Origin of the sequence: Rhodococcus sp. NPDC057529 (assembly GCF_042802055.1) — a bacterium.
GTDB lineage: Bacteria > Actinomycetota > Actinomycetes > Mycobacteriales > Mycobacteriaceae > Rhodococcus_F.
Map to the genome: position 1 here is coordinate 104,183 of NZ_JBHVEY010000012.1, position 20,584 is coordinate 124,766.

Here is a 20,584-nt window from a genome sequence, read left to right on the forward strand (position 1 = left end):
GTTTGAATCATCACCTTCTCGCGCGCAAAGGACTGGTTCTCGTCATGTTGATCGACGCACTGTTGGCAGCCCTTCCGGCGGATCGTGTCGTACGCGACCCCGACGTCGTCGCCCGGTACCAGCACGACGAGGCGGAGTGGGCACCGTACGCCGCGCCGCTCGCCGTTGTCCGGCCCCGAACGGCGCTCGAAGTCCAGGCCGTCGTGCGCGCCTGCCTCGAGCACGACACCGCCGTCGTCACGCGGGGCGCCGGCACCGGCCTGTCCGGCGGGGCGAACGCGACCGACGGCTGCGTCGTCCTCGCGCTCGAGGGCATGAATGCGATCACGGAGATCGATCCCCTCGAGCGGTATGCCGTCGTCGAACCCGGCGTGGTGAACGATAATCTGCGTGCCGCCTGCGCCGAACACGGGCTCTGGTATCCGCCGGACCCGGCCAGCGCGCCGTGGTCGACGATCGGAGGGAACGTCGCCACCAACGCGGGCGGACTGTGCTGCGTCAAGTACGGCGTCACCCGTGACTACGTGCTCGGCATGCAGATCGTCACCGGCACCGGTGAACTCGTGCGCCTCGGACGCAAGACCGCCAAGGGAGTGGCCGGGTACGACCTGGCGGGTCTTATGGTCGGGTCCGAAGGAACCCTCGGCGTCATCACCGAAATCACGGTCAAGTTGCGCCCGCTGCAGGACCCGGAGCGCACGGTGGCCGGCTACTTCGACTCCATCGTCGACGCGGGCCGGGCCGTCAGTGCGGTGGCCGCGGCGGGACTGACCCCGTCGGCGCTCGAATTGGTGGACAAGCAGTGCCTCATCGCCGTCGACGCGTGGAAGAAGATGGGACTGTCGGTGGAGGCGAACGTCGTCCTCCTCGGCCGCATCGACACCGCGGGCGTCATCGGCGACCAGGAGGCGGAGAAGATGCTGTCGTGCTTCGACGAAGCCGGAGCCACGTGGTCTGCCGTATCCACCGACCAGGAGGAGGCGGATGCGTTGTTCGCCGCGCGCCGCCTGGCCTACCCGGCGATGGAGCGGCTCGGACCGGTCCTCACCGAAGACGTGTGCGTGCCGAAACGGGCTGTCCCCGAGATGCTTGCACGCATCGAGCAGATCGGCATCGCCCACGACACCACGATCGCCAACATCGCACACGCCGGCGACGGGAACCTGCACCCGCTGCTCATCACACCCCGCGACGACGAGCCGGCTCGCACCCGCGCGCAAGCGGCCTTCGCGGAGATCATCGACGCCGCACTCGAACTCGGTGGCACCGTCACCGGCGAACACGGTGTCGGTCTGCTGAAGATGGAAGGTCTTGCCCAGGAACTCGATCCGGTCGTGCTGGACATGCACCGATCGGTGAAGAACGCCCTCGACCCGCACGGAATCCTGAACCCCGGGAAGGTAGTGCGCTTCGCGCCCGTGAGTACTTGTTAACCGCCGGCGGTTAACAAGTACTCACAGGGGAATAGGGGATGTTGGCGGCGCTGTTCTCGTCGACGACGATGCTGCGCCCGAGTTGCGGGAAGGCGCGTTGGGCGCAGCCTGCGCGCTCGCAGACCTTGCAACCGGGGCCGATGGGGACGGCGGTGGACGGGTCGTCGATCTGCAGGCCGTGGGAATAGACGAGCTTGTGCGCGTACGTGAGGTCGCAGCCCAGGCCGATCGCGAAGTCCCGCTTCTGGGACAGGTAGCCGGGGGCGGACTCGTCGGTGGTGCGGGCCAGCCACAAGTAGGAGCGCCCGTCGGGCATCTGCGCGATCTGGGTGCGGATCCGCCCCGGGGTAGCGAACGCGTCGTGCACCACCCACAGTGGGCAGCTGCCGCCGACCCTCGAGAAGTGGAAAGCGGTGGCGGACTGGCGTTTGGAGATGTTGCCGGCGCGGTCGGTTCGGACGAAGAAGAACGGCACCCCGCGTCGTCCGCGGCGCTGCAGCGTGGACAGGCGGTGGCAGATGGTTTCGAAGCCGACCTCGAACTTCATCGACAACAGGTCGATGTCGTAGCGCAGCGCCTCCGCGGAGGCGAGGAACGGAGTGTAGGGCAGGATCAGGGCGCCGGCGAAGTAGTTCGCGAGCCCGATCCGGGCCAGGTCCCGAGACTGGGTGGGAAGTGAGTCCGCCTTTCCGATGATCCCGTCGATCGTCTCGGCCTGGGTGAGAAACGCCAGCTGCGTGGCGAGTTGGAAGGCGCGCTGACCGGGGCTGAGTCTGCGCGCCAGCGTGAGGATCCGGGCACCAGGGTCGAAGGTGCGTTTCGGGCCGGGCCGGTCGGGGTCGTCGGTGCGGATGGTGACGGTGATGTCGTGTTCGTCGTGCAGCAGCCGGCTCAGTTGCAGATCCATCCCGCCGAGGGTCAAATCCTCAGAGGTGAACAGGTTTTCGGCGGCGATGTCGAGTTCGGGGATGTGGTTGCGCTGGTCGTAGAAGAAGTCGCGGACATCCTCGTAGGGCATCGCGGTCGACGGGTCCGCCAGTGTGCCGTCGACGCCGGTGGAGAACTGCTCGAGTTGCGCGGTGGCGCCGCGTAGCCTCCGGTGCAACCCGACAAGTACCCGGGCTGCGGCCGGGACCCGGGAGATGAGTTCGTCGATGTCGGTGGTGGACAGGTCGGCGGCCTCGGGGTTGTCCCCGAACACCTCCTGCAGGTCGGCCAGCAGCCGGGCGTCGGTGTCGGCGGCGAAGAACGACATGTCGAGATCGAGTTCGGCATTGAGACGCAGCAGCACCGGGACCGTCAGCGGTCGCTGGTCGTTTTCGAGCTGATTGACGTAGCTGGTGGACAGCCCGAGCGTTTTCGCGAGCGCCGACTGGGTCAGCCCGCGCTCCTCGCGCAGCCGCCGAAGCCGACCACCGGCATACATCTTCTGCATACCCGAAAGGTAGCACCTGTCGATTACACAAAGTTCGCAAATTTGCAGGATGCGATCCGCAAAAGTAGGCATTTGCGGCGTATTTCGCGAGTGGGTGCGTCTGTGTAGCGTGCGAAAGCGAGACAGCTCAACGATGCCCGGAGGAACACCTGTGAAGACCCATCTCGTACGCACGCACCGCTCCGCCGAGGATTTCCCGCGCGACGAGCATCTGGCGTGGAAGATCGCCGAGGTCGCCACCGACCCGGTGGATGTGCCCGCCGAGACCGCCGAGATGATCGTCAACCGGATCATCGACAACGCCGCCGTCGCCGCGGCCTCCCTGACACGCCGCCCGGTTGCCAACGCGCGGGCGCAGGCACAGTCGCACCCCTACAGCCCGGGGTCGACCGTGTTCGGTGTCGCTGGCACCTTCTCGCCCGAGTGGGCGGCGTGGGCGAACGGGGTCGCGGTGCGGGAGTTGGACTTCCACGACACGTTCCTCGCCGCCGAGTATTCACACCCCGGTGACAACATTCCGCCGATCCTCGCGGTCGCGCAGCACACGGGCCGTGACGGCAACGACCTGATCCGCGGTCTGGCCACCGGCTACGAGATCCAGGTCGACCTGGTCCGCGCGCTCTGCTTGCACGAGCACAAGATCGACCACGTCGCGCACCTCGGCCCGTCCGCGGCCGCCGGGATCGGCACCCTGCTGGGCCTCGGCACCGCCACCGTCTACCAGGCGATCGGGCAGGCTCTGCACACCACCACCGCCACCCGGCAGTCCCGCAAGGGGGAGATCTCCAGCTGGAAGGCGTACGCCCCCGCCTTCGCTGGCAAGATGGCCGTCGAGGCCGTCGATCGGGCAGTGCGCGGCGAGGGCGCACCGTCCCCGATCTGGGAGGGCGAGGACGGCGTCATCGCCTGGCTGCTCGGCGGCCCGAACGCCGAATACCAGGTGCCGCTGCCCGGCCCCGGCGAGGCGAAGCGGGCCATCCTCGATACCTACACCAAGGAACACTCCGCCGAATACCAGAGCCAGGCCCCGATCGACCTCGCCCGCCGGATGCGTGGCCGCATCGGCGATCTCGACCAGATCGCGTCCATCGTGTTGCACACCAGCCACCACACCCACGTCGTCATCGGCACCGGCTCGAACGACCCGCAGAAGTTCGACCCCACCGCCTCCCGCGAAACCCTCGACCACTCGGTGATGTACATCTTCGCCGTCGCCCTGCAGGACGGCACCTGGCACCACGAACGGTCCTACGCCCCCGAACGCGCGCAGCGCCCCGACACCATCGAACTGTGGCAGAAGATCTCCACCGCCGAGGACCCGGAGTGGACCCGCCGCTACCACTCGACCGACCCGGACGAGAAGGCGTTCGGCGCCCGCGCCGAGATCACTCTGAAGAGCGGTGAGGTGATCGTCGACGAACTCGCGATCGCCGACGCGCACCCCCTTGGGGCCCGGGCGTTCGCCCGCGAGCAGTACGTCGCGAAGTTCCGCACCCTCGCCGAGGGTGTCGTTGCGCAGGCCGAGCAGGATCGCTTCCTCGACGCCGCCGCGCGCACCCCCGAGCTGAAGGCCGACGAGCTGGACCAGCTCACGTTCGCCGTGTCCGACGACGTCCTCGCCCGGGCCCCGAAGTCGCCGAAGGGATTGTTCTGATGAGCGGCCTCATCGCCGCGGCCACCGCCGCCACCGACAAACGGGCCGCGTTCCGGGCCGGACTCGCCTCGGGGACGATTCAACGGCTGCCCGGTGCGATCAACCCGCTGACCGCGAAACTGATCCAGCAGATCGGGTTCGAGGGCGCCTACGTCTCCGGCGGCGCGTTCTCCGCCGCCCTCGGCCTGCCCGACATCGGCCTGACCACCCTCACCGAGGTCGCTGCGCACAGCGCGCAGATCGCCCACATCACCGACCTGCCCGTCCTCGTCGACGCCGACACCGGATTCGGCGAACCGATGTCCGCGGCCCGCACCGTCACCGTGTTCGAGGACGCCGGGATCGCCGGATTGCACCTCGAGGATCAGGTCAACCCGAAACGGTGCGGGCACCTCGACGGCAAGGCCATCGTGCCCACCGAGGAGATGATCCGCCGGCTGCGGGCCGCGGTCACCGCGCGGCGGGACCCGGACTTCGTGATCTGCGCCCGCACCGACGCCGCCGGGATCGGTGACATGTCCGCCTCCGGCAGGGTCGGCATCGACGCGGCGATCGAGCGGGCCGAGGCGTACGCCGACGCCGGCGCCGACCTCATCTTCACCGAGGCCCTGCACACCGAGGAAGAATTCGCGAAGTTCCGGGCCGCGGTGGACATTCCGTTGCTGGCGAACATGACCGAATTCGGCAAATCCGAGTTGATCCCGGCGCAAACGCTGCAAGACATCGGCTACAACGCGGTGATCTATCCGGTCACCACCTTGCGGTTGGCGATGGGCGCCATCGAGGCCGGGCTACGTGAAATCCACGACAAGGGCACCCAGGAGGGGCTGCTCGGCCGGATGCAGACCCGGTCGCGCCTGTACGAGGTGCTCGAGTACGAGCGGTACAACGAGTTCGATTCCGGCGTCTTCAACTTCACACTCACGGGGAGCCAGTGATGACCGAAACCGCGATACCCACCATCTACAAGGGGCTGGCCGGTGTCGTCGTCGACACCACCGCCATCTCGAAGGTGGTGCCGGAGACCAATTCGCTGACCTACCGCGGCTACGCGGTGCAGGATCTGGCGGCGCATTGCAGCTTCGAGCAGGTCGCGTATCTGCTGTGGAACGGGGAACTGCCCACCGACGCGCAGCTGGCCCTGTTCACCCAGCGTGAGCGGGCCGCCCGCCGGGCCGACCGGTCGCTGCTGTCGCTGGTGACGAAGCTGCCGGAGAACTGCCACCCGATGGATGTGGTGCGCACCGCGATCAGCTACCTCGGCGCCGAGGACCCGGAAGAGGACGACAACACCCCTGGCGCCAACCGGGCCAAGGCGTTGCGGATGATGGCGGTGCTGCCGACCATCGTGGCCGCCGACCACCGTCGCCGCCGCGGCCTCGACCCGATCGCCCCGCACAGCCATCTGGGTTTCGCGGAGAATTTCCTGCACATGTGCTTCGGGGAGGTGCCGGCCCCGGAGTTGGTGACGGCGTTCGAGGTGTCGCTGATCCTCTACGCCGAGCACTCCTTCAACGCGTCCACGTTCGCCGCCCGGGTGGTGACGTCGACGCTCTCCGACATCTACAGCGCCGTCACCGCCGCCATCGGGGCGCTGAAGGGGCCACTGCACGGCGGCGCCAACGAGGCCGTCATGCATCACATGCTCGAGATCGGCGACCCCGCCCTCGCCGAGCAGTGGCTGCTCGGCAAGCTCGCCGCCAAAGACAAGGTGATGGGCTTCGGGCACCGCGTCTACAAGAACGGCGACTCCCGCGTTCCCACCATGAAGCAGGCCTTCCTCGACGTCGCCGCCCGCACCGACGGCGACAGGTGGGTGCAGATGTACGAAATCCTCGAGAAGACGATGAACGAGGCCACCGGCATCAAACCGAACCTCGACTTCCCCACGGGCCCCGCCTACTACCTGATGGGCTTCGACATCGAGGTGTTCACCCCGATCTTCGTGATGAGCCGCATCACCGGGTGGGCCGCCCACATCATCGAGCAGGGCCACTCGAACGCGCTGATCCGCCCACTGTCCGAGTACACCGGCGTCGCGCAGCGTGCCCTGATGCGCTTCGCGCCCGTGAGTACTTGTTAACCGCCGGCGGTTAACAAGTACTCACAGGGGCTATGGTGTCCGGGGCCGTCCGTACGGCCACGATCGGCGAGGGAACCCGGTGCGAATCCGGGACTGACGCGCAACGGTAACGGCCCCCGGGCCGGAGTCCGACTACTCACCGATCGAGTTGTGACGATCCTCGGCTCCGCGACTGGGCCCTGATGAAGGAGTTCGCTCTTCATGCGCACGTCTTGGCGGCACCTCGCTGCTCTCACCGCCGTCTCGGCCGTCCTGGTCTCGGCATGCTCGTCGTCCTCGTACGAACCGGCGCCCGGCAAGGCCTCGGAGTCCTCCGCCTACCCGATGACCCTGGAGAACTGCGGACACAGCGTCACCGTCGACGCACCACCGCAACGAGCGGTGTCGCTCAATCAGGGCTCGACCGAGATCCTGCTCTCCCTCGGCCTTGCGGACCGGATGGTCGGCACCGCCACCTGGACCGATCCCGTCCGCGACAACCTGGCCGCCGACAACGCGAAGGTTCCGCGGCTCGCCGACAACAAGCCGTCGTTCGAGGTGGTCCTCGACACCGAACCCGACTTCGTGTCGGCCTCGTTCGGCGGCACCCTCGGACCGGGCGGTGTCGCCGACCGGAATCAGTTCGACCAGTTGGGCGTTCCCAGCTACCTCTCGCCCACCGACTGCCAGGGCAAGACCGACGAGAGCGTCAACGCGGACGGGGCACGCACCGAACCACTGCGCATCGACACCGTCTACCAGGAGATCCGCGAACTCGCCGCCATCTTCGACGTCCGTGACCGCGGCGAGCAGTTCGTCGCGGAACTGCAGCAGCGGTTCGACGCCGCGTCGAGGGCGGTCGAGGCCTCCGGGGTATCGCTCGCGTACTGGTTCGCCGACACCAGCACCCCGTACATGGCGGGGTGCTGCGGATCCTCCGGCATCATCACCAACTCCGTCGGCGCCGAGAACATCTTCGCCGACACGACCAACGAATGGCCGCAAGTGAGCTGGGAGAGTGTCCTCGACCGCGACCCGACCGCTCTGGTCCTCGCGGACCTGAGTCGCCGCAGCATCGACGGCGACGCTCTCGACAGCAAGATCGCGTTCCTCGAATCGAATCCGGTCACCCAGCGGCTCACCGCCGTCCGCGACAAGAAGTACATCGTCGTCAACGGCGCCGACCTGAACCCGTCGATCCGCACCATCGACGGCGTCGAGAAGACGGCGGCCGCGCTGAAGCAGTGGGGACTGGCGAACTGACCGTGGTGGCCACACGGTTCGACTCCCGGCCGCTGCTCGGGGCATGCCTGCTCGGCGGGCTCGCCGTGCTGGCGGCGTCGATCGCCGTCGTCATCACGATCGGACCCGCCAGCCTGTCCGTCGGCGACGTCTACGCGGTCGTGTTCGAGCGCCTCGGATTCGGGAACGCCGACATCAGCCGCATCAAAGAGGGCATCGTCTGGGAACTGAGACTGCCCCGCACCCTCCTCGCCGCCGTCTGCGGCGCGGGACTCGCGCTGTGCGGGGCGATCATGCAGTCGCTGCTGCGCAATCCGCTCGCCGACCCGTTCGTGCTCGGTATCTCGTCGGGGGCGTCCACCGGGGCGGTGCTCGTCGCGGTCCTCGGTCTCGGCGCCGGGGCGGTGTCGCTGTCGGCGGGAGCGTTCGCGGGCGCGGTGATCTCGTTCGCCCTGGTGATGCTGCTCGCTGCCGGCGCGGGCGGCGGCACATCCCGGGTGGTGCTCGCGGGAGTGGCCGGGACGCAGCTGTTCTCCGCGTTGACGTCGTTCATCGTGATCTCCTCCGCGGACGCCGAACAGACCCGCGGGGTGCTGTTCTGGCTGCTCGGCTCGCTCTCCGGTGCCGATTGGGCCGACGTCACCCTGTGCGGGGCAATCACTCTCGTGGGACTGCTGGTGTGCCTGACCCAGTCGTCCGCGCTGGACGCGTTCACGTTCGGAAACACCGCGGCCGCCGCACTCGGGGTGTCTGTGCGATGGATCCGGATCCTCCTGCTGACCATCACCGCACTCGTCACCGCCGCCCTGGTGAGCGCCGCAGGCGCGATCGGGTTCGTCGGACTGGTCCTTCCGCACGCCGCACGGTTCCTCGTCGGACCCCGGCACAGCCGGCTGCTCCCCACCACCGCCGTGGTCGGCGCCATCTTCATGGTGTGGGTGGACGCGATAGCCCGCACCGTGTTCGCACCGCAAGAGGTTCCGGTCGGCGTCGTCACCGCACTGATCGGCGTTCCGGCCTTCGCCGTCATCCTCTTCCACATGAGGACCAGCCGATGACGCTGCACGCGAAGAACCTCGGCTGGAGCCGCGGCGGACACCTCGTGCTCGACGGAGTGTCCGTGGACCCCGCGGTCGGCGAGACCATCGGACTGCTCGGCCCCAATGGCTCGGGCAAGTCCTCGCTCCTGCGACTGCTCAGCGGGATCGCAGAACCGGGCTCCGGCAGTGTCCTCCTCGACGGCGCCGACATCAGGACCCTCCGACGACGGCAGGTCGCTCGCCAGGTGGCGATGGTCGATCAGCATTCCGACACCGAGGTCGACATCACCGTGCTCGACGTGGTCCGGCTCGGCCGGATTCCGCACCGCGGAGTCTTCGGCGGCGAGGAGTCGGCGGACACCTCGGCTGTCGAGCGGGCGCTCGAGCACACCGGCATGACGTCGAAGTCGCACCGACTGTGGCACACCCTGTCCGGCGGTGAACGCCAGCGCGCCCAGATCGCGCGGGCGCTCGCACAGGAACCGGACGAACTGCTGCTCGACGAACCGACCAACCACCTGGACATCCAGCATCAGCTGGACATCCAGTCCCTGGTCGCGGAACTTCCTCTCACCAGTTACATTGCCCTCCACGACCTCAACCTGGCCGCGATGGCCGCCGACCTGTGAGTACTTGTTAACCGCCGGCGGTTAACAAGTACTCACAGGGGGTGTGTCAGAGGCCGGTGCGGACCAGCTTTCACGGCGTCGACGAGGTTACGCAGCGTCGCCTCCACCTCCACGGGGCCGCTCACCGGCCGAGCATGCACCACACCGTGGGTCTTCATTCCGCAGTCGGGGTTGGCCCACAACCGCTGCGCGGGAACCGCTTCGGAGGCCGCCGAGTCGTCGGAGTCGCTAGGACAACTCACATCGCAGAAGTTCGGCCCCAGCGGCGAGCGCGACCATCTTGTCTCGTGCGACGCGTCGGTTGAGCGGCGCCATACCGCAATTGGTACTCGGGTAGAGCTTGTCTGCGTCAACATACGGGAGTGCGCGACGAAGGGTTGCGACGACCTCTTCGGGCGTCTCGATGGTGTCGCTCGCCACGTCGATCGCACCCAGCATGACCTTCTTGCCCCGCAGCAGTTCGATCAGGTCGACAGGTACCCGCGAATTGTGACTCTCCAGCGACACGATGTCGATGGATGACTGTTGCAGCAGTGGAAACGACTCTTCGTACTGGCGCCAATCGGCCCCGAGCGTTGCCTTCCAGTCGGTGTTGGCTTTGATGCCGTAGCCGTAACAGATGTGAACGGCAGTCTCGCAGCTCAGCCCTTCGGTCGCACGCTCGAGCGCCGCTACTCCCCAGTCTTTCAGTTCGTCGAAGAACACGTTGAACGCGGGCTCATCGATCTGGATTATGTCGACGCCGGCCGCTTCCAGGTCCTTTGCTTCGTGGTTCAGGATGGTCGCGAACTCCCATGCGAGCTTTTCGCGACTTTTGTAGTGGTCGTCATAGAGCGTGTCGATCATTGTCATGGGGCCGGGCAGGGCCCATTTGATCGGCTGGTCGGTGGCTGCTCGAAGACGCGTCGCATCCGCTGCGAACACGGACTTTTCGCGGCTCACGGCGCCGACAACCGTCGGGACGCTCGCCTCGTAGCGGTCACGAATTCGCACGGTCTCGCGCCGGTCGAAGTCGACGCCGCTGAGGTGCTCGATGAACGTGGTCACGAAATGCTGACGCGTCTGTTCACCATCGCTGATGATGTCGAGCCCGGCACGTCGCTGCTCATGTGCTGCGAGTGTCTGGGCGTCGAGTTTCCCTTCGCTCAGTTCGTCGTCTCGCAACTTCCACGGCGACCAGAGCTTCTCTGGCTCCGAGAGCCACGAGGGCTTGGGCAGGCTACCGACGATGGAGGTGGGCAGGAGTGTGTTCATCTCTGGTACCTTTCGGTCTCGCACGGTCAGGCGGATTGCTTGGTAGCCCACCGTTCAAGAACGGGGCCATACGGTTTCATGAGATTCACCTCGGTGAACTTTCCCTGTGTGGCCGCGAGCCGAGTGCGCTCAACACGGTCGTAGCTCACTTGCGGAAGTGAATAGTTGCCGTTGTCGAGACTCGGCTGGTACACCTCCGACGCCGCAGTGTTCGCGTTGTAGATCTCGGGGCGATAGATCTTCTGAAACGTCTCCATCGTCGCGATCGTTCCCGCGAGTGCGAGGAATGAATAGTCGTTGAGCAAGTCACCGCGGTGGTAAAAGGCCAATGGAGCGACGGACCCCTGAGGCATGAAGTGGCGAACCCTGAGCCCCATCTTCGCGAAGTACTGATCGGTGAGCGACTTCTCCTCTGCCACATACTCCACCCCGAGAATCGGGTGGTAATTCGTGAGTCGGCGGTACGTCCTGGACGTCGAAACGCTGATGCAGATGACTGGTGGCTGCGAGAACCGTTCGCGGTACTCGTCCGATTCGACAAAACGCTGAAAGACCTGCCCGTGCAGATCGCCGAAGTCGCTGGGGATTCCCGTCGCTTGGTGCCCCGGGAGCCGAACGCTGAAATCGTAGTCGCGAATGTATGAGGAGAAGTTGTTTCCGACGATGCCCTCCGTGCGGGCGCCCGTGGTGGTATCGACGATGTCGACGTCGAGCACTTCGATCACCGGAAACGCGGCGTCATCCCCGGCCGACGCGAGATGCAGGTCCACCGAGACGATGTCGAGTTCGAGTGCGTAGCGGTCACCACGCGGATTGTCCCAGTGCACCACCTCGTTGACACGGGTGTTCATCATCGTCACCGCGTTGCGCAGATTCTGCCGACGATTCTCGCCGCGTGCGAGATTCGCGAAGTTTGTCGTGCTGCGCGAGTTGGTCGTCGGGGTGTAGTCCTCATCGAAGCGCGTCGTGCTGATGCTGAAAGCACAGTCGTTCGTCATGCTGATCAATTGCCCCAATCACTTGCGGTGAGTGCAGCGACGAGCGCGTCACCGCACGGGTTCACTGCCTGAGTTTTCGCAGCACTTCAACCGAATCTCCCGATGGTCCAGGGCCGATCTTTCAGGCCGAAAACCCAGGGAGCCGACTGTCCGAAGTGGCGTGGAAGTCAGTGTAAGTAGCCCCGCCGCTATAGCCTAATTACCTCTTGCGATAGCTGGATATAGCCAATGGCTATGCCAGCAGATCGACTCCGAACCCCGAAACGACGTCGCGCATCTCCGCCACGAAACGCTGAGCCTGGGCGGTCAAAGACACCGAGGCATGACCGATCCAACCGATCTCGATGCGATCGTCCACGTCGAGCGGAACAGCGACGATAGACGGATCGAGATCGTCCGAGACGATGCCGGTAGAGATGGTGTACCCGCCCAGACCGATCATGAGGTTGAAGATGGTCGCTCGATCGCTCACCCGAATGTCCTGCTTCGACGAACGGGTGGAGAGGATCTCTTCAGCGAGGTAGAAGGAGTTGTTCACACCCTGGTCGAACGTGAGCCGGGGCAAATCTTCAAGATCACTCAGCGCCACACTCTTTCGCCCTGCGAGAGGGTTCGTGCGGGCGATGAAGATATGCGGCGACGCCAGAAACAGCGGCGTGAAGACCAGCCCTGCTTCGCGAATCAGCTTGTTGATCACGTTTGCGTTGAACTCGTTGCGATAGAGCACACCGAGCTCACTTCGCAGCGTGCGAACATCCTCGATGATGTCCCACGTGCGGGTCTCACGAAGACTGAACGCATACTCCTCGGCCTCAGACGCTTTCACCATGCGGGCGAAGGCGTCGACGACGAATGAGTAGTGCTGAGTTGATACGGCCAGGAGTCGGCGCGAGGGCCCGCGGCCAAGATACCGCTGTTCCAGGAGTTCCGATTGCTCGACCACCTGGCGCGCGTAGCCGAGGAATTCCGCCCCGTCTTCGGTGAGCGTCACCCCACGGGTCGAGCGAACGAAGAGCGTACGTCCCACGCGACGTTCGAGGTCTTTCAGCGCGGCCGACATGGTCGGTTGCGCGACATAAAGCAGGTCCGCCGCGGCACTGATGGATCCTTCTGCGGCCACCTCCACGAAGTACCGCAACTGCTGAAGGGTGATTCCCCGCACCGTTCTCGCGACGTCCCGTGCCATGGCAAAAACCTATCGCACCTGTACACCTCGCCGACGCTGCGGATGACCGGTGTGCCGTCCAGGGAGGTGGCCGGCAGCATCGTCGCCCGTGCCACCATCGACGCCAACCGGGCCGAGCCCAACGTCGGCACCCGCACGTGCTCCAGGCGTTCGAGCACCTGCACGAACCGGTGCTCGTATGCCACTCCGTATGGAAGTCATCGCATAGGATCCCTCCATTCATCCGGGCGTCGCATGTGTGGTTTCTCCATGGTTTCGAGCTGATCCGGCTCATACAGTGGTCCACGTCACTCGCCCGGTCGGGCGCGCCCACTCTTCAGGAAGCCGAGACATTCATGTCGTCTGTACTGCAGAAACCCGAGATCGAGGCGAGGGTGGTCCGGAAGGTCGCCCGGCGGCTCATTCCGTTCCTCGGCCTGGCCTATTTCGTCAACTACCTCGACCGGACCAATATCGGGTTGGCGAAGTTGACCATGAGCGCGGAACTCGGCCTCACCGAGACGATGTTCGGCCTGGCCTCCGGGCTGTTCTTCATCGGGTATCTCCTGTTCGAGGTGCCGAGCAATCTCGCGCTGCACAGGTTCGGGGCACGCCGCTGGATCGCCCGGATCATGCTCACGTGGGGGATCATGGCGGCGGCCATGGCCTTCGTGCCCAATGTCGGATCGCTGTACGGGCTGCGCATGCTGCTGGGTATCGCCGAGGCCGGGTTCTTCCCCGGAGTCCTGCTCTACCTGACCCTGTGGTTCCCTCGCGCGTACCGGGTTCGGCTGATGGGCCTGTTCCTTCTCGCGCTCCCGGTGTCGTCGGCGCTCGGGGCGCCGCTGTCGAGCGCCATCATCCAATACTGGGACGGCCTGTTCGGACTGTCCGGCTGGCGCGTGATGTTCCTGATCGAGGGGATACCCGCCGTGCTGCTCGCGGTGGTCACCTGGTTCTACCTCACGGACCGGCCGTCGCAGGCCACGTGGCTGGACGAGGACGAAAAGGTTTGGCTCACTCGCGAACTCGAATCCGAGGCGTCGGAATCCGGTTCCCACGGGTCGGTGCGACGCGCACTGACGGATTCCCGCGTGTGGATGCTGGGCCTCGTCTACTTCGGGATCACCTACGGCCTGTACTCGCTCAGTTTCTTCCTGCCCAGCATCGTCGCCGGTTTCAGGAAGACGTTCGCCACAGATTTCTCGCTGTTCACCACCGGGTTGATCGTCGCGGTTCCGTTCGCGGTCGGCGCCGTCGCAATGGTGTTGTGGAGCAGGCACTCCGACCGGACGGGTGAGCGGATCTGGCACGTCGCCGTCCCCACCCTGATCGGAGCCGTCTCCATCCCGGTCGCCCTGTACATGCAGTCGCCGCTCACGACGATGATCGCGGTCACCGTCAACGCCGTCGGTGTGTTCTGCGCACTGCCCGTGTTCTGGTACCTGCCCAGCACATTCCTGACCGGTGCCGGCGCCGCGGCAGGCATCGCCGTCGTCAACTCGGTGGGCAACCTGAGCGGTTTCGGGGCCCCGTACGTCACCGGGTGGCTGTTCGACGCCACCGGGAACTCGCGCGCCGGCCTGTGGGTGGTGGGGGCGGTCATGCTCGTCGCCGTGATGCTGGTACTCGTGCTCAGAACCCGGGTAAGTGCCACGCGCAGTATCGAAGACGCCGCAACCCGCGCGGTCGCCGCGCGTCGCTGAAGGGCCCCGGGTCAGCGCTCCTCGGCGATCCGCTCGAGCAGTGGGCGGGTCCGGTAGGGGATGGCGTCGCGCATGGCGACGGACACCGTGGTGCGCTCGATCCCGGGCACGGCGAGGATGAGGCCTGCGACGCGGTACAGGTCGTCGGCATCGACGGCGACCACGCCGATGTGCAGGTCAGCCGCTCCCGAGATGCCGACGACCTCGACCACCTCCGCGATGTCGCGGAGGTGGTCGATGACGTCCTCGAGGCGGTGCTGGTCGACCACCGCGGTGACGAACGCCTGCAAGGGGTACCCCAGGTCGCGGGGTGACACACAGCGGTCGACGGGTGCGAGCACGTGCTGCTCCTCCCAGCGAGACATCCGTGCCTGCACGGTATTCCGTGCCATCCCCAGCAGGGTTGCCAATTGGACGCCGGTGGCGCGGGGTGCGTCGCACAGGGCGAGTAGCAGGCGGGCATCGGTTCGATCGAGTCTCGTCATGGAGCGCAGTATCGCACACTCTCCGTGCTGGGAGTTGGGCATTTTGCTTAATTTGATAGACAGCACTTGCGCATGCTGGACCCCGATGTTTGCATGAGTGCATCATTCTGACCGAAACGGTCGCGCATGGGCGGCGGTACTCCCGTTCCATCCCCGACCGGAGGTTGGCGCCGACCATCTTGGTGCGGCCTCCCAGGAGGCCATGGCGGGACTGCCGTTGGTGGTGAGGATGCCGACACATCCGCGATCGGCGAGTTTGCGGGTGTCATTGGTGGATTTCTCTCAGTCGGGCCACCTCGTCCGCGGAGACCGGCGAGGTCTCGTGCCCGTGCAGGAGCAGGTGAAGCTTCGCGGTCTCTTCGAGTTCTTCGAGTGCGTCGGCGGCGGAGGCGAGGTCCGTGCCGGCGACGACGGGACCGTGGTTGGCGAGTAGGAGTGCGTGGTGGTCGGCGGCGAGGGATTCGGCGAGCGGTCCGAGCCGGTTGTCGCCGGGGGCGTGATACGGCAGGAGCGGCAATACACCCACCCGCATGGCGTAGTACGCGGTCAGTGGCGGGATCGCGTTGTGCGGGTCGGTATCTCGCATGCAGGAGACGGCAACGGAATGGGTGCTGTGAGTGTGCACGACTGCCCGGGCTTCCGGGCGTGCCCGGTACATCGCCAGATGCAGGAACGCCTCTTTCGTCGGTTTCGGGCCGTGGAGGTGCCGCCCGTCGATGCTGACGCGGGAGAGGGCTTCCGGGTCGAGTTGTCCCAAACTCACCCCGGTCGGGGTCATCAGCACGGTGCCGTCGTGGTCGACGGCGCTGAGGTTGCCGGTGCGGCCGAAGGTGAGGCTGCGACTGAAGAAGGAGTCGCCGAGAGCGACGATCTGGTCGGCGATGCTCATTCGGCCGGTCCCGGCAGTGCGGCGCGCACCAGCAGGTCGGGGGTGCCGAAGTTGCCGGACTTGAGGAGTAGCGCGACCGGCTCGTCGGTGCCGAGGGTCGTGCACCAGGGCACACCGCGATCCATCTCCGCGTCGATACGCACGGCGGTGACACCGAGCGCGTCGACCACGACGCCCGAGGTTTCGCCGCCGGCGACGACGAGCCGGCGGGCGCCGGCGGTGACGGCGGCCCGGGCGAGGGCCCCCATCAGCGTCTCGAGTGCAGCGGCGGTCTGCGGATCGGCCGGCCCGCGGTCCTCCGCCGGGGCGGAGGAGTAGATCAGGATCGGGTCGTCGCCGAGATGGGCGGTGAGCCAAGCGTGCGCGGCGGGCAGCAGGTCGGCCACGTCGTCGACGGTGCGGGGGTCGAGGCGGTAGGAGGCGAACTTCTCGCGGGCGAGAGCGACCTGGCCGAGGGTGGCCTGGGAGCAGCTGCCTGCGAACAGGACGGTGGGGCCCGTCGATGTGGGGTGGGGGTCCGTCGATGTGGGGTGGGGGTCCGTGTCGGTGCGGGTGGCTCGGGGTGTGATGCGCCCGACGGCACCGGCGAGACCGGCCGACCCGGTGACGATCGGCAGGGCTCGGGTGGCGGTGGCGATCGTGTCGAGGTCGGATTCGTCGACGGCGTCGACGACCACGTGCCGCACTCCCTCGTCGGCGAGTTCGGTGATCCGGTCCGCGACAGCGTCCGCACCCTGGTGAACGATCTGCAGCGGAACGAGGCCCACCGGGTGCGAGGTCTGCCGTTGCAGCACACGAATCAGGTCGGGGTCGGTCATTGGGGTGAGCGGATGGTGGCGCATCGACGATTCGGACAGCAAGCGGTCGTGCACGAACAGGTGCCCCTGGTACACGGTGCGTCCGTGTTCGGGGGCGGCCGGGCAGACGACGGTCACTCCGGCGGACTGTCCGTCGAGGAGGGCGTCGGTGACCGGCCCGATGTTGCCGTCGTCGGTGGAGTCGAACGTCGAGCAGTACTTGAAATAGATCTGACTCGTGTCGCGATCGTGCAGCCACCGTTGCGCGGACAGCGACATGTCGACGGCCCGCGGCGGCGGCAGCGAGCGGGTTTTGAGTGCGATCACCGCTGCGTCGGCTCCGCCGAGACTCGTGTGCGGATCGGGTGGTCCGAACAGCAGGACGGTGTGCAGTCCGCCGCGGCGTAGCGCGGCGGCGACGTCGGTGCCGCCGGTGTAGTCGTCGGCGATGCAGCCGATGATCGGTGTGGTCATGATGCGCTCTCCAATCGTTCCCGGACCGCGCGCGCCGCCAGGTTCGGCGGGCTGACCACCGGCAGGCCGGTCCGCTCGGCGAGCCCGTCCGCGGCCGGACTGAGTGAGTACTGGGCGATGCACAGGGTGTCGACGTCTCGTCCGTCGAGGTCGGCGGCGAGTGTGTCGACGAGCTGGTTCAGGTCACCGGCCGCGGCCGCGGACGCCGCACCGGTGCTGAAGATCGGGACGATCTCGGTGTTCGCGTGCTGGGCGTCGAGGTGGATGCGCAGCCGTGTGGCGGAGTCGACGGCCGCCGCTTCGAGCGAGGCCAGTACCGCCACCGTGCGGGGTCGAGTGCGCGCGAGGTGGTTCATCATGTCCAGATCGGATGCGAACACCGGTGTGGTCCATATTTGTTCGGCCACCGCGACGGTGTCGCCGTACATGGAGCAGGCCATCAGCACGGCATCGGCGCCGCCGTCGATGCCGTGCTGAATCAGGTCGAGCATCCTGCGCCGCAGAGGTGGGGTGACGGTGCCCAGTCGGTCGGCGTCCGCACCGAGACGATCGTCGAGCAGGTTCCACAGTCGCGCCTGCGGCAGTTCGCGGACGAACGCCGCGGTGGTCGGGGCGATGGATGCGGTCGTCGAATGGACGACGGCGATCATCGGGTGTGCGGTCACGGTCTGTTCCTCACCTCGTGGTGCTGGGCCGAAGGACTCAGCTGCCGCTGATGGACTTCGCGACAGCGCTGCCGAAGTCGCTGGTGCCCGCGTGGCCGCCCATGTCCGGGGTGACGGTCCCGCTCGCGACGGTGGCGTTCACGCCGGTTTCGATCAGGTCGGCGGCCTTGATCAGTGCGGCGTCGTTGTGCTTGGCGCCGAGCCACTGCAGCAGCATGCCCGCCGACAGGATCATCGCGATGGGGTTCGCGATGTTGCGGCCGGCGATGTCGGGAGCGGATCCGTGGGAGGCCTGGGCCATGGCGCGGTCGAGGGACGCGTTGATCGACGGCGCGATGCCCAGTGATCCGGCGATTTCCCCGGCGAGATCGGAGAGGATGTCGCCGAACATGTTCTCGGTGACGATGACGTCGAACTTGTCGGCCCTGCGGACCAGGTGCACGGTCATGGCGTCGATGTGGAAGTCGTCGACTTCGACGTCGGGGAACTGCTGACCGATCTCGCGGCAGACGTCGCGGAACAACCCGGTGGTCAGGCGCAGCACGTTGGCCTTGTGGACGATGGTGAGCTTGCCCCGGCGCGCCTGGGCGAGTTCGAACGCGGTGCGCGCGATCTTTTCCACGGCGTCGCGGGTGATGATGCCCATCGCGATGGCGGTGTTCGCGTCCGGCATGAATTCGCCTGTGCCGGCATAGGTGTTGCGGTCGGCGTAGAAGCCCTGGGTGTTCTCGCGGACGATGACCAGGTCGGTGCCGGGAACGATCGAACGTGCACCCTCGAACGCTTTCGCGGGGCGAATGTTGGCGAACAGACCGAAGTGCTTGCGGATGGTGCCGCTGGGGTTGAGCTGGGACTTGTACGGCTCCGGGTAAGCGGCGCTGTCGTGCGGTCCGAGCAGCCAGGCGTCGGTGCCGGCGAGGGCGTCGAGGGTCGAGGACGGGGTCGGGCTGCCGTGGGTGTCGATCGCCGACCGGCCCAGCGGCAGGCGCACCCATTCGAAGGGGGCGGCGCCGGCGGCATCGAGGGCGGCGTCGACGACCTCGACCGCCGCCGGCACGATTTCCGGTCCGATGCCGTCGCCCTCGAGCAGTCCCAGGCGCAGGTTGTGGGTGGCAGTCATAGGTGTTCCTTCCGAAGTGCGTGTTCTGAGAGTCGCGGTGCCGGTGGAGAGGCTCACTGCAAGATTGTTCTATCTCTCTGGCTAATACAATTTTGATTGTGGCACACGTCTCACCGAAATGGGAAGAGTTCGGTGCCATCTCCCGCGTTGTAGCCGGTAGGAGCCACCCGTCGTGGGGCCTCCGCACCTCGAGCGTCTGAGTGGCAAGATTGTTCTATGAAAAGTTTCGATGCAATTTCTTGCTCGCGCCCCTTGACTGGACGCCCCCGGGCGACGCATGCTCTGTGTCACACATCACCTTGCCCGTTACCCGCGTCACCCAGCCCAGGAGGCCTGATGGACCGCCCATCACCCCGCGCCACCCGCACCGGAAAGGGCAGAGACACGACCTCGCACCGAGTCACCCGGTCGTCACTGTTCGCCGTGTCGGTGGCCGCCGCTCTCACCGTGACCTCGACCGCGTGCGGTGGGCCGTCCGACAGCGAAATCGCCGCCATGACAGTCGAACTGCCGACGTCCTACCCCGCGGACTATCAGCAGATCGTCGACCAGTCGAAGTCCGAGGGCGGTGAGCTGACGATCTACTCCAACACCGATCAGGAGAACTGGGTGCCCATCTTCGAGGCATTCAAGACCAAGTACCCCTGGGTGGGCTCGGTCAATGCGACCAACCTCGACAGCGACGAGGTGTTCCAGCGCACCCTGAGCGAGCAGGCCACCGGATCCGCGCAGGCCGACATCGTGGTGTCCAACGCCGCCGAGGCCTGGGGTGATTTCGCGGAACGCCCGGGCACACTGCTCGACTACGCCTCGCCCGAACTCGCGGCACTGCCGGACTTCGCTCAGCCCATCCCCAACGTTCACGTCCTGTCCGTCGATCCCATCACGGTCGCCTACAACACCGAGCTGCTGCCCGAGGACGAACAGCCCACCGGTATTCACGATCTCGCCGAGGCCGTCGAGAACGACCCGGGCACCTTCGACGGCAAGATTGCGTTCCGAGATGTCAAGGGCGCGTTCGGCTACACCGTGACCTCGGCGTTCATGGAGCACTCGCCGACCGCATGGGAGGACATGGCGGCGATCCTGCCGCAGGCCCGCCCGGAGACGTCCACCGGTTCGATGCTCGAGAAGGTCACCTCGGGCGAATACTCGGTCGCGTTCTTCATGGGCGCTCCGGCGCTGACCGCGGAAGAGCGCACCGGCGGGTTGCTGAAGGCGAGCTTCATCGACGACGGACAGCCCATGCTGCGCCGCGGCATCGGAATCCCCAGCAGCGCACCGCACTCGGCGACCGCCAAACTCTTCCTCGACTACGTGCTCTCCGAGGAGGGCCAGAACAAGGTGGCCGAAGGCGGTCTCACCGCGTATCGGCCCGGGGTGCAGGAATCGCCCGAGTCCCACGTCCCCACCTACGACGACGTCCTCGGCGAGGTCGGTGCCGAGAACGTCATCCAGATCCCGTACGTCAAAACCCCCGAAGACCAGTCCGACGAGTTCGTCGCCCGCTGGACATCCCTGCTCGGCTGACGAGGA

At 66.4% G+C, this 20,584-nt stretch carries 17 protein-coding genes, 1 pseudogene and 1 riboswitch; of the genes and pseudogenes, 9 read left to right on the forward strand and 9 right to left on the reverse strand.

The genetic code is table 11. The annotated features are described in order from the left end of the window. The first annotated feature begins 44 nt into the window (after positions 1–44). Entirely contained in the window at positions 45–1,433 is a 1,389-nt protein-coding gene (locus ACFU5V_RS23985; RefSeq protein WP_378702475.1) for an FAD-binding oxidoreductase, read from the forward strand. Between the two features lie 10 nt (positions 1,434–1,443). Here the strand turns inward: ACFU5V_RS23985 and ACFU5V_RS23990 are convergent, their stop codons facing one another. Then, positions 1,444–2,868, reverse strand: a complete 1,425-nt coding sequence (locus ACFU5V_RS23990; protein ID WP_378702477.1) for a short-chain fatty acyl-CoA regulator family protein — start codon at positions 2,866–2,868, stop codon at positions 1,444–1,446. Positions 2,869–3,019: 151 nt separating this feature from the next. Between ACFU5V_RS23990 and prpD the strand changes: the two genes are divergently transcribed. From prpD to ACFU5V_RS24020, 6 genes and pseudogenes are all read left to right on the forward strand, one after another. Next, the gene (gene prpD, locus ACFU5V_RS23995; protein WP_378702479.1) at positions 3,020–4,522 is read left to right on the forward strand and encodes a 2-methylcitrate dehydratase PrpD; all 1,503 of its coding nucleotides are present in this window, start codon (positions 3,020–3,022) and stop codon (positions 4,520–4,522) included. After that, positions 4,522–5,460, forward strand: coding sequence for a methylisocitrate lyase (gene prpB / locus ACFU5V_RS24000; RefSeq protein ID WP_378702481.1), 939 nt, complete (start codon positions 4,522–4,524; stop codon positions 5,458–5,460). The genes prpD and prpB overlap by 1 nt, the downstream gene beginning before the upstream one ends. Beyond that, positions 5,460–6,605 carry a bifunctional 2-methylcitrate synthase/citrate synthase gene (locus ACFU5V_RS24005; RefSeq protein WP_378702483.1) on the forward strand — a complete coding sequence of 382 codons (1,146 nt, stop codon included), beginning with the start codon at positions 5,460–5,462 and terminating at the stop codon, positions 6,603–6,605. Before prpB ends, ACFU5V_RS24005 begins: the two co-directional genes overlap by 1 nt. Positions 6,606–6,633: 28 nt before the next feature. Further along, positions 6,634–6,764, forward strand: a riboswitch (cobalamin riboswitch). Positions 6,765–6,806: 42 nt separating this feature from the next. After that, positions 6,807–7,847, forward strand: a complete 1,041-nt coding sequence (locus ACFU5V_RS24010) for an ABC transporter substrate-binding protein (protein WP_378702485.1) — start codon at positions 6,807–6,809, stop codon at positions 7,845–7,847. Between the two features lie 32 nt (positions 7,848–7,879). Next, positions 7,880–8,884, forward strand: coding sequence for a FecCD family ABC transporter permease (locus ACFU5V_RS24015; protein WP_378702700.1), 1,005 nt, complete (start codon positions 7,880–7,882; stop codon positions 8,882–8,884). Next, a pseudogene (locus tag ACFU5V_RS24020) lies at positions 8,881–9,489 on the forward strand (ABC transporter ATP-binding protein); the annotation flags it as partial. The gene ACFU5V_RS24015 and the pseudogene ACFU5V_RS24020, both read left to right, overlap by 4 nt. A 234-nt stretch (positions 9,490–9,723) precedes the next feature. On the opposite strand, the gene ACFU5V_RS24025 reads toward ACFU5V_RS24020, so the two are convergent. The 3 genes from ACFU5V_RS24025 to ACFU5V_RS24035 form a co-directional block, all read right to left on the reverse strand. Further along, complete coding sequence (locus ACFU5V_RS24025; RefSeq protein WP_378702487.1) at positions 9,724–10,749, reverse strand: methionine synthase; 1,026 nt, start codon at positions 10,747–10,749, stop codon at positions 9,724–9,726. Between the two features lie 26 nt (positions 10,750–10,775). Continuing rightward, on the reverse strand, positions 10,776–11,747 hold the full coding sequence (locus tag ACFU5V_RS24030) for a putative oxygenase MesX (protein WP_378702489.1): 972 nt from the start codon (positions 11,745–11,747) through the stop codon (positions 10,776–10,778). 232 nt (positions 11,748–11,979) lie between these two features. Further along, on the reverse strand, positions 11,980–12,933 hold the full coding sequence (locus ACFU5V_RS24035; RefSeq protein ID WP_378702491.1) for a LysR family transcriptional regulator: 954 nt from the start codon (positions 12,931–12,933) through the stop codon (positions 11,980–11,982). A 335-nt stretch (positions 12,934–13,268) separates the two neighbouring features. Here ACFU5V_RS24035 and ACFU5V_RS24040 point away from each other — a divergent pair, with 335 nt between their 5' ends. Further along, entirely contained in the window at positions 13,269–14,618 is a 1,350-nt protein-coding gene (locus ACFU5V_RS24040; RefSeq protein ID WP_378702493.1) for an MFS transporter, read from the forward strand. Between the two features lie 11 nt (positions 14,619–14,629). Here the strand turns inward: ACFU5V_RS24040 and ACFU5V_RS24045 are convergent, their stop codons facing one another. From ACFU5V_RS24045 to ACFU5V_RS24065, 5 genes are all read right to left on the reverse strand, one after another. Next, the gene (locus ACFU5V_RS24045; RefSeq protein WP_378702495.1) at positions 14,630–15,103 is read right to left on the reverse strand and encodes an Lrp/AsnC family transcriptional regulator; all 474 of its coding nucleotides are present in this window, start codon (positions 15,101–15,103) and stop codon (positions 14,630–14,632) included. A gap of 265 nt (positions 15,104–15,368) precedes the next feature. Continuing rightward, positions 15,369–15,992, reverse strand: a complete 624-nt coding sequence (gene otnC / locus ACFU5V_RS24050; RefSeq protein ID WP_378702497.1) for a 3-oxo-tetronate 4-phosphate decarboxylase — start codon at positions 15,990–15,992, stop codon at positions 15,369–15,371. Beyond that, on the reverse strand, positions 15,989–17,263 hold the full coding sequence (gene otnK / locus ACFU5V_RS24055; protein WP_378702499.1) for a 3-oxo-tetronate kinase: 1,275 nt from the start codon (positions 17,261–17,263) through the stop codon (positions 15,989–15,991). Before otnK ends, otnC begins: the two co-directional genes overlap by 4 nt. Continuing rightward, positions 17,260–17,928 carry a hypothetical protein gene (locus tag ACFU5V_RS24060; protein WP_378702501.1) on the reverse strand — a complete coding sequence of 223 codons (669 nt, stop codon included), beginning with the start codon at positions 17,926–17,928 and terminating at the stop codon, positions 17,260–17,262. Before ACFU5V_RS24060 ends, otnK begins: the two co-directional genes overlap by 4 nt. Before the next feature lie 37 nt (positions 17,929–17,965). Continuing rightward, positions 17,966–19,048 (reverse strand): isocitrate/isopropylmalate dehydrogenase family protein, encoded by a 1,083-nt coding sequence (locus ACFU5V_RS24065; protein ID WP_378702503.1) that lies wholly within the window; start codon positions 19,046–19,048, stop codon positions 17,966–17,968. Between the two features lie 336 nt (positions 19,049–19,384). Between ACFU5V_RS24065 and ACFU5V_RS24070 the strand changes: the two genes are divergently transcribed. Next, entirely contained in the window at positions 19,385–20,578 is a 1,194-nt protein-coding gene (locus ACFU5V_RS24070) for an ABC transporter substrate-binding protein (RefSeq protein WP_378702505.1), read from the forward strand. Positions 20,579–20,584 lie beyond the last annotated feature (6 nt).

Coding starts and splice junctions, on each gene's coding strand:
- ACFU5V_RS24005 (WP_378702483.1), top strand. CDS start 5,460: ATGACCGAAACCGCGATACCCACCATCTACAAGGGGCTGGCCGGTGTC.
- ACFU5V_RS24010 (WP_378702485.1), top strand. CDS start 6,807: ATGCGCACGTCTTGGCGGCACCTCGCTGCTCTCACCGCCGTCTCGGCC.
- prpB (WP_378702481.1), top strand. CDS start 4,522: ATGAGCGGCCTCATCGCCGCGGCCACCGCCGCCACCGACAAACGGGCC.
- otnC (WP_378702497.1), bottom strand. CDS start 15,992: ATGAGCATCGCCGACCAGATCGTCGCTCTCGGCGACTCCTTCTTCAGT.
- ACFU5V_RS24070 (WP_378702505.1), top strand. CDS start 19,385: ATGGACCGCCCATCACCCCGCGCCACCCGCACCGGAAAGGGCAGAGAC.
- ACFU5V_RS23985 (WP_378702475.1), top strand. CDS start 45: ATGTTGATCGACGCACTGTTGGCAGCCCTTCCGGCGGATCGTGTCGTA.
- ACFU5V_RS24030 (WP_378702489.1), bottom strand. CDS start 11,747: ATGACGAACGACTGTGCTTTCAGCATCAGCACGACGCGCTTCGATGAG.
- ACFU5V_RS24040 (WP_378702493.1), top strand. CDS start 13,269: ATGTCGTCTGTACTGCAGAAACCCGAGATCGAGGCGAGGGTGGTCCGG.
- otnK (WP_378702499.1), bottom strand. CDS start 17,263: ATGACCACACCGATCATCGGCTGCATCGCCGACGACTACACCGGCGGC.
- ACFU5V_RS24065 (WP_378702503.1), bottom strand. CDS start 19,048: ATGACTGCCACCCACAACCTGCGCCTGGGACTGCTCGAGGGCGACGGC.
- ACFU5V_RS24045 (WP_378702495.1), bottom strand. CDS start 15,103: ATGACGAGACTCGATCGAACCGATGCCCGCCTGCTACTCGCCCTGTGC.
- ACFU5V_RS24035 (WP_378702491.1), bottom strand. CDS start 12,933: ATGGCACGGGACGTCGCGAGAACGGTGCGGGGAATCACCCTTCAGCAG.
- ACFU5V_RS23990 (WP_378702477.1), bottom strand. CDS start 2,868: ATGCAGAAGATGTATGCCGGTGGTCGGCTTCGGCGGCTGCGCGAGGAG.
- ACFU5V_RS24025 (WP_378702487.1), bottom strand. CDS start 10,749: ATGAACACACTCCTGCCCACCTCCATCGTCGGTAGCCTGCCCAAGCCC.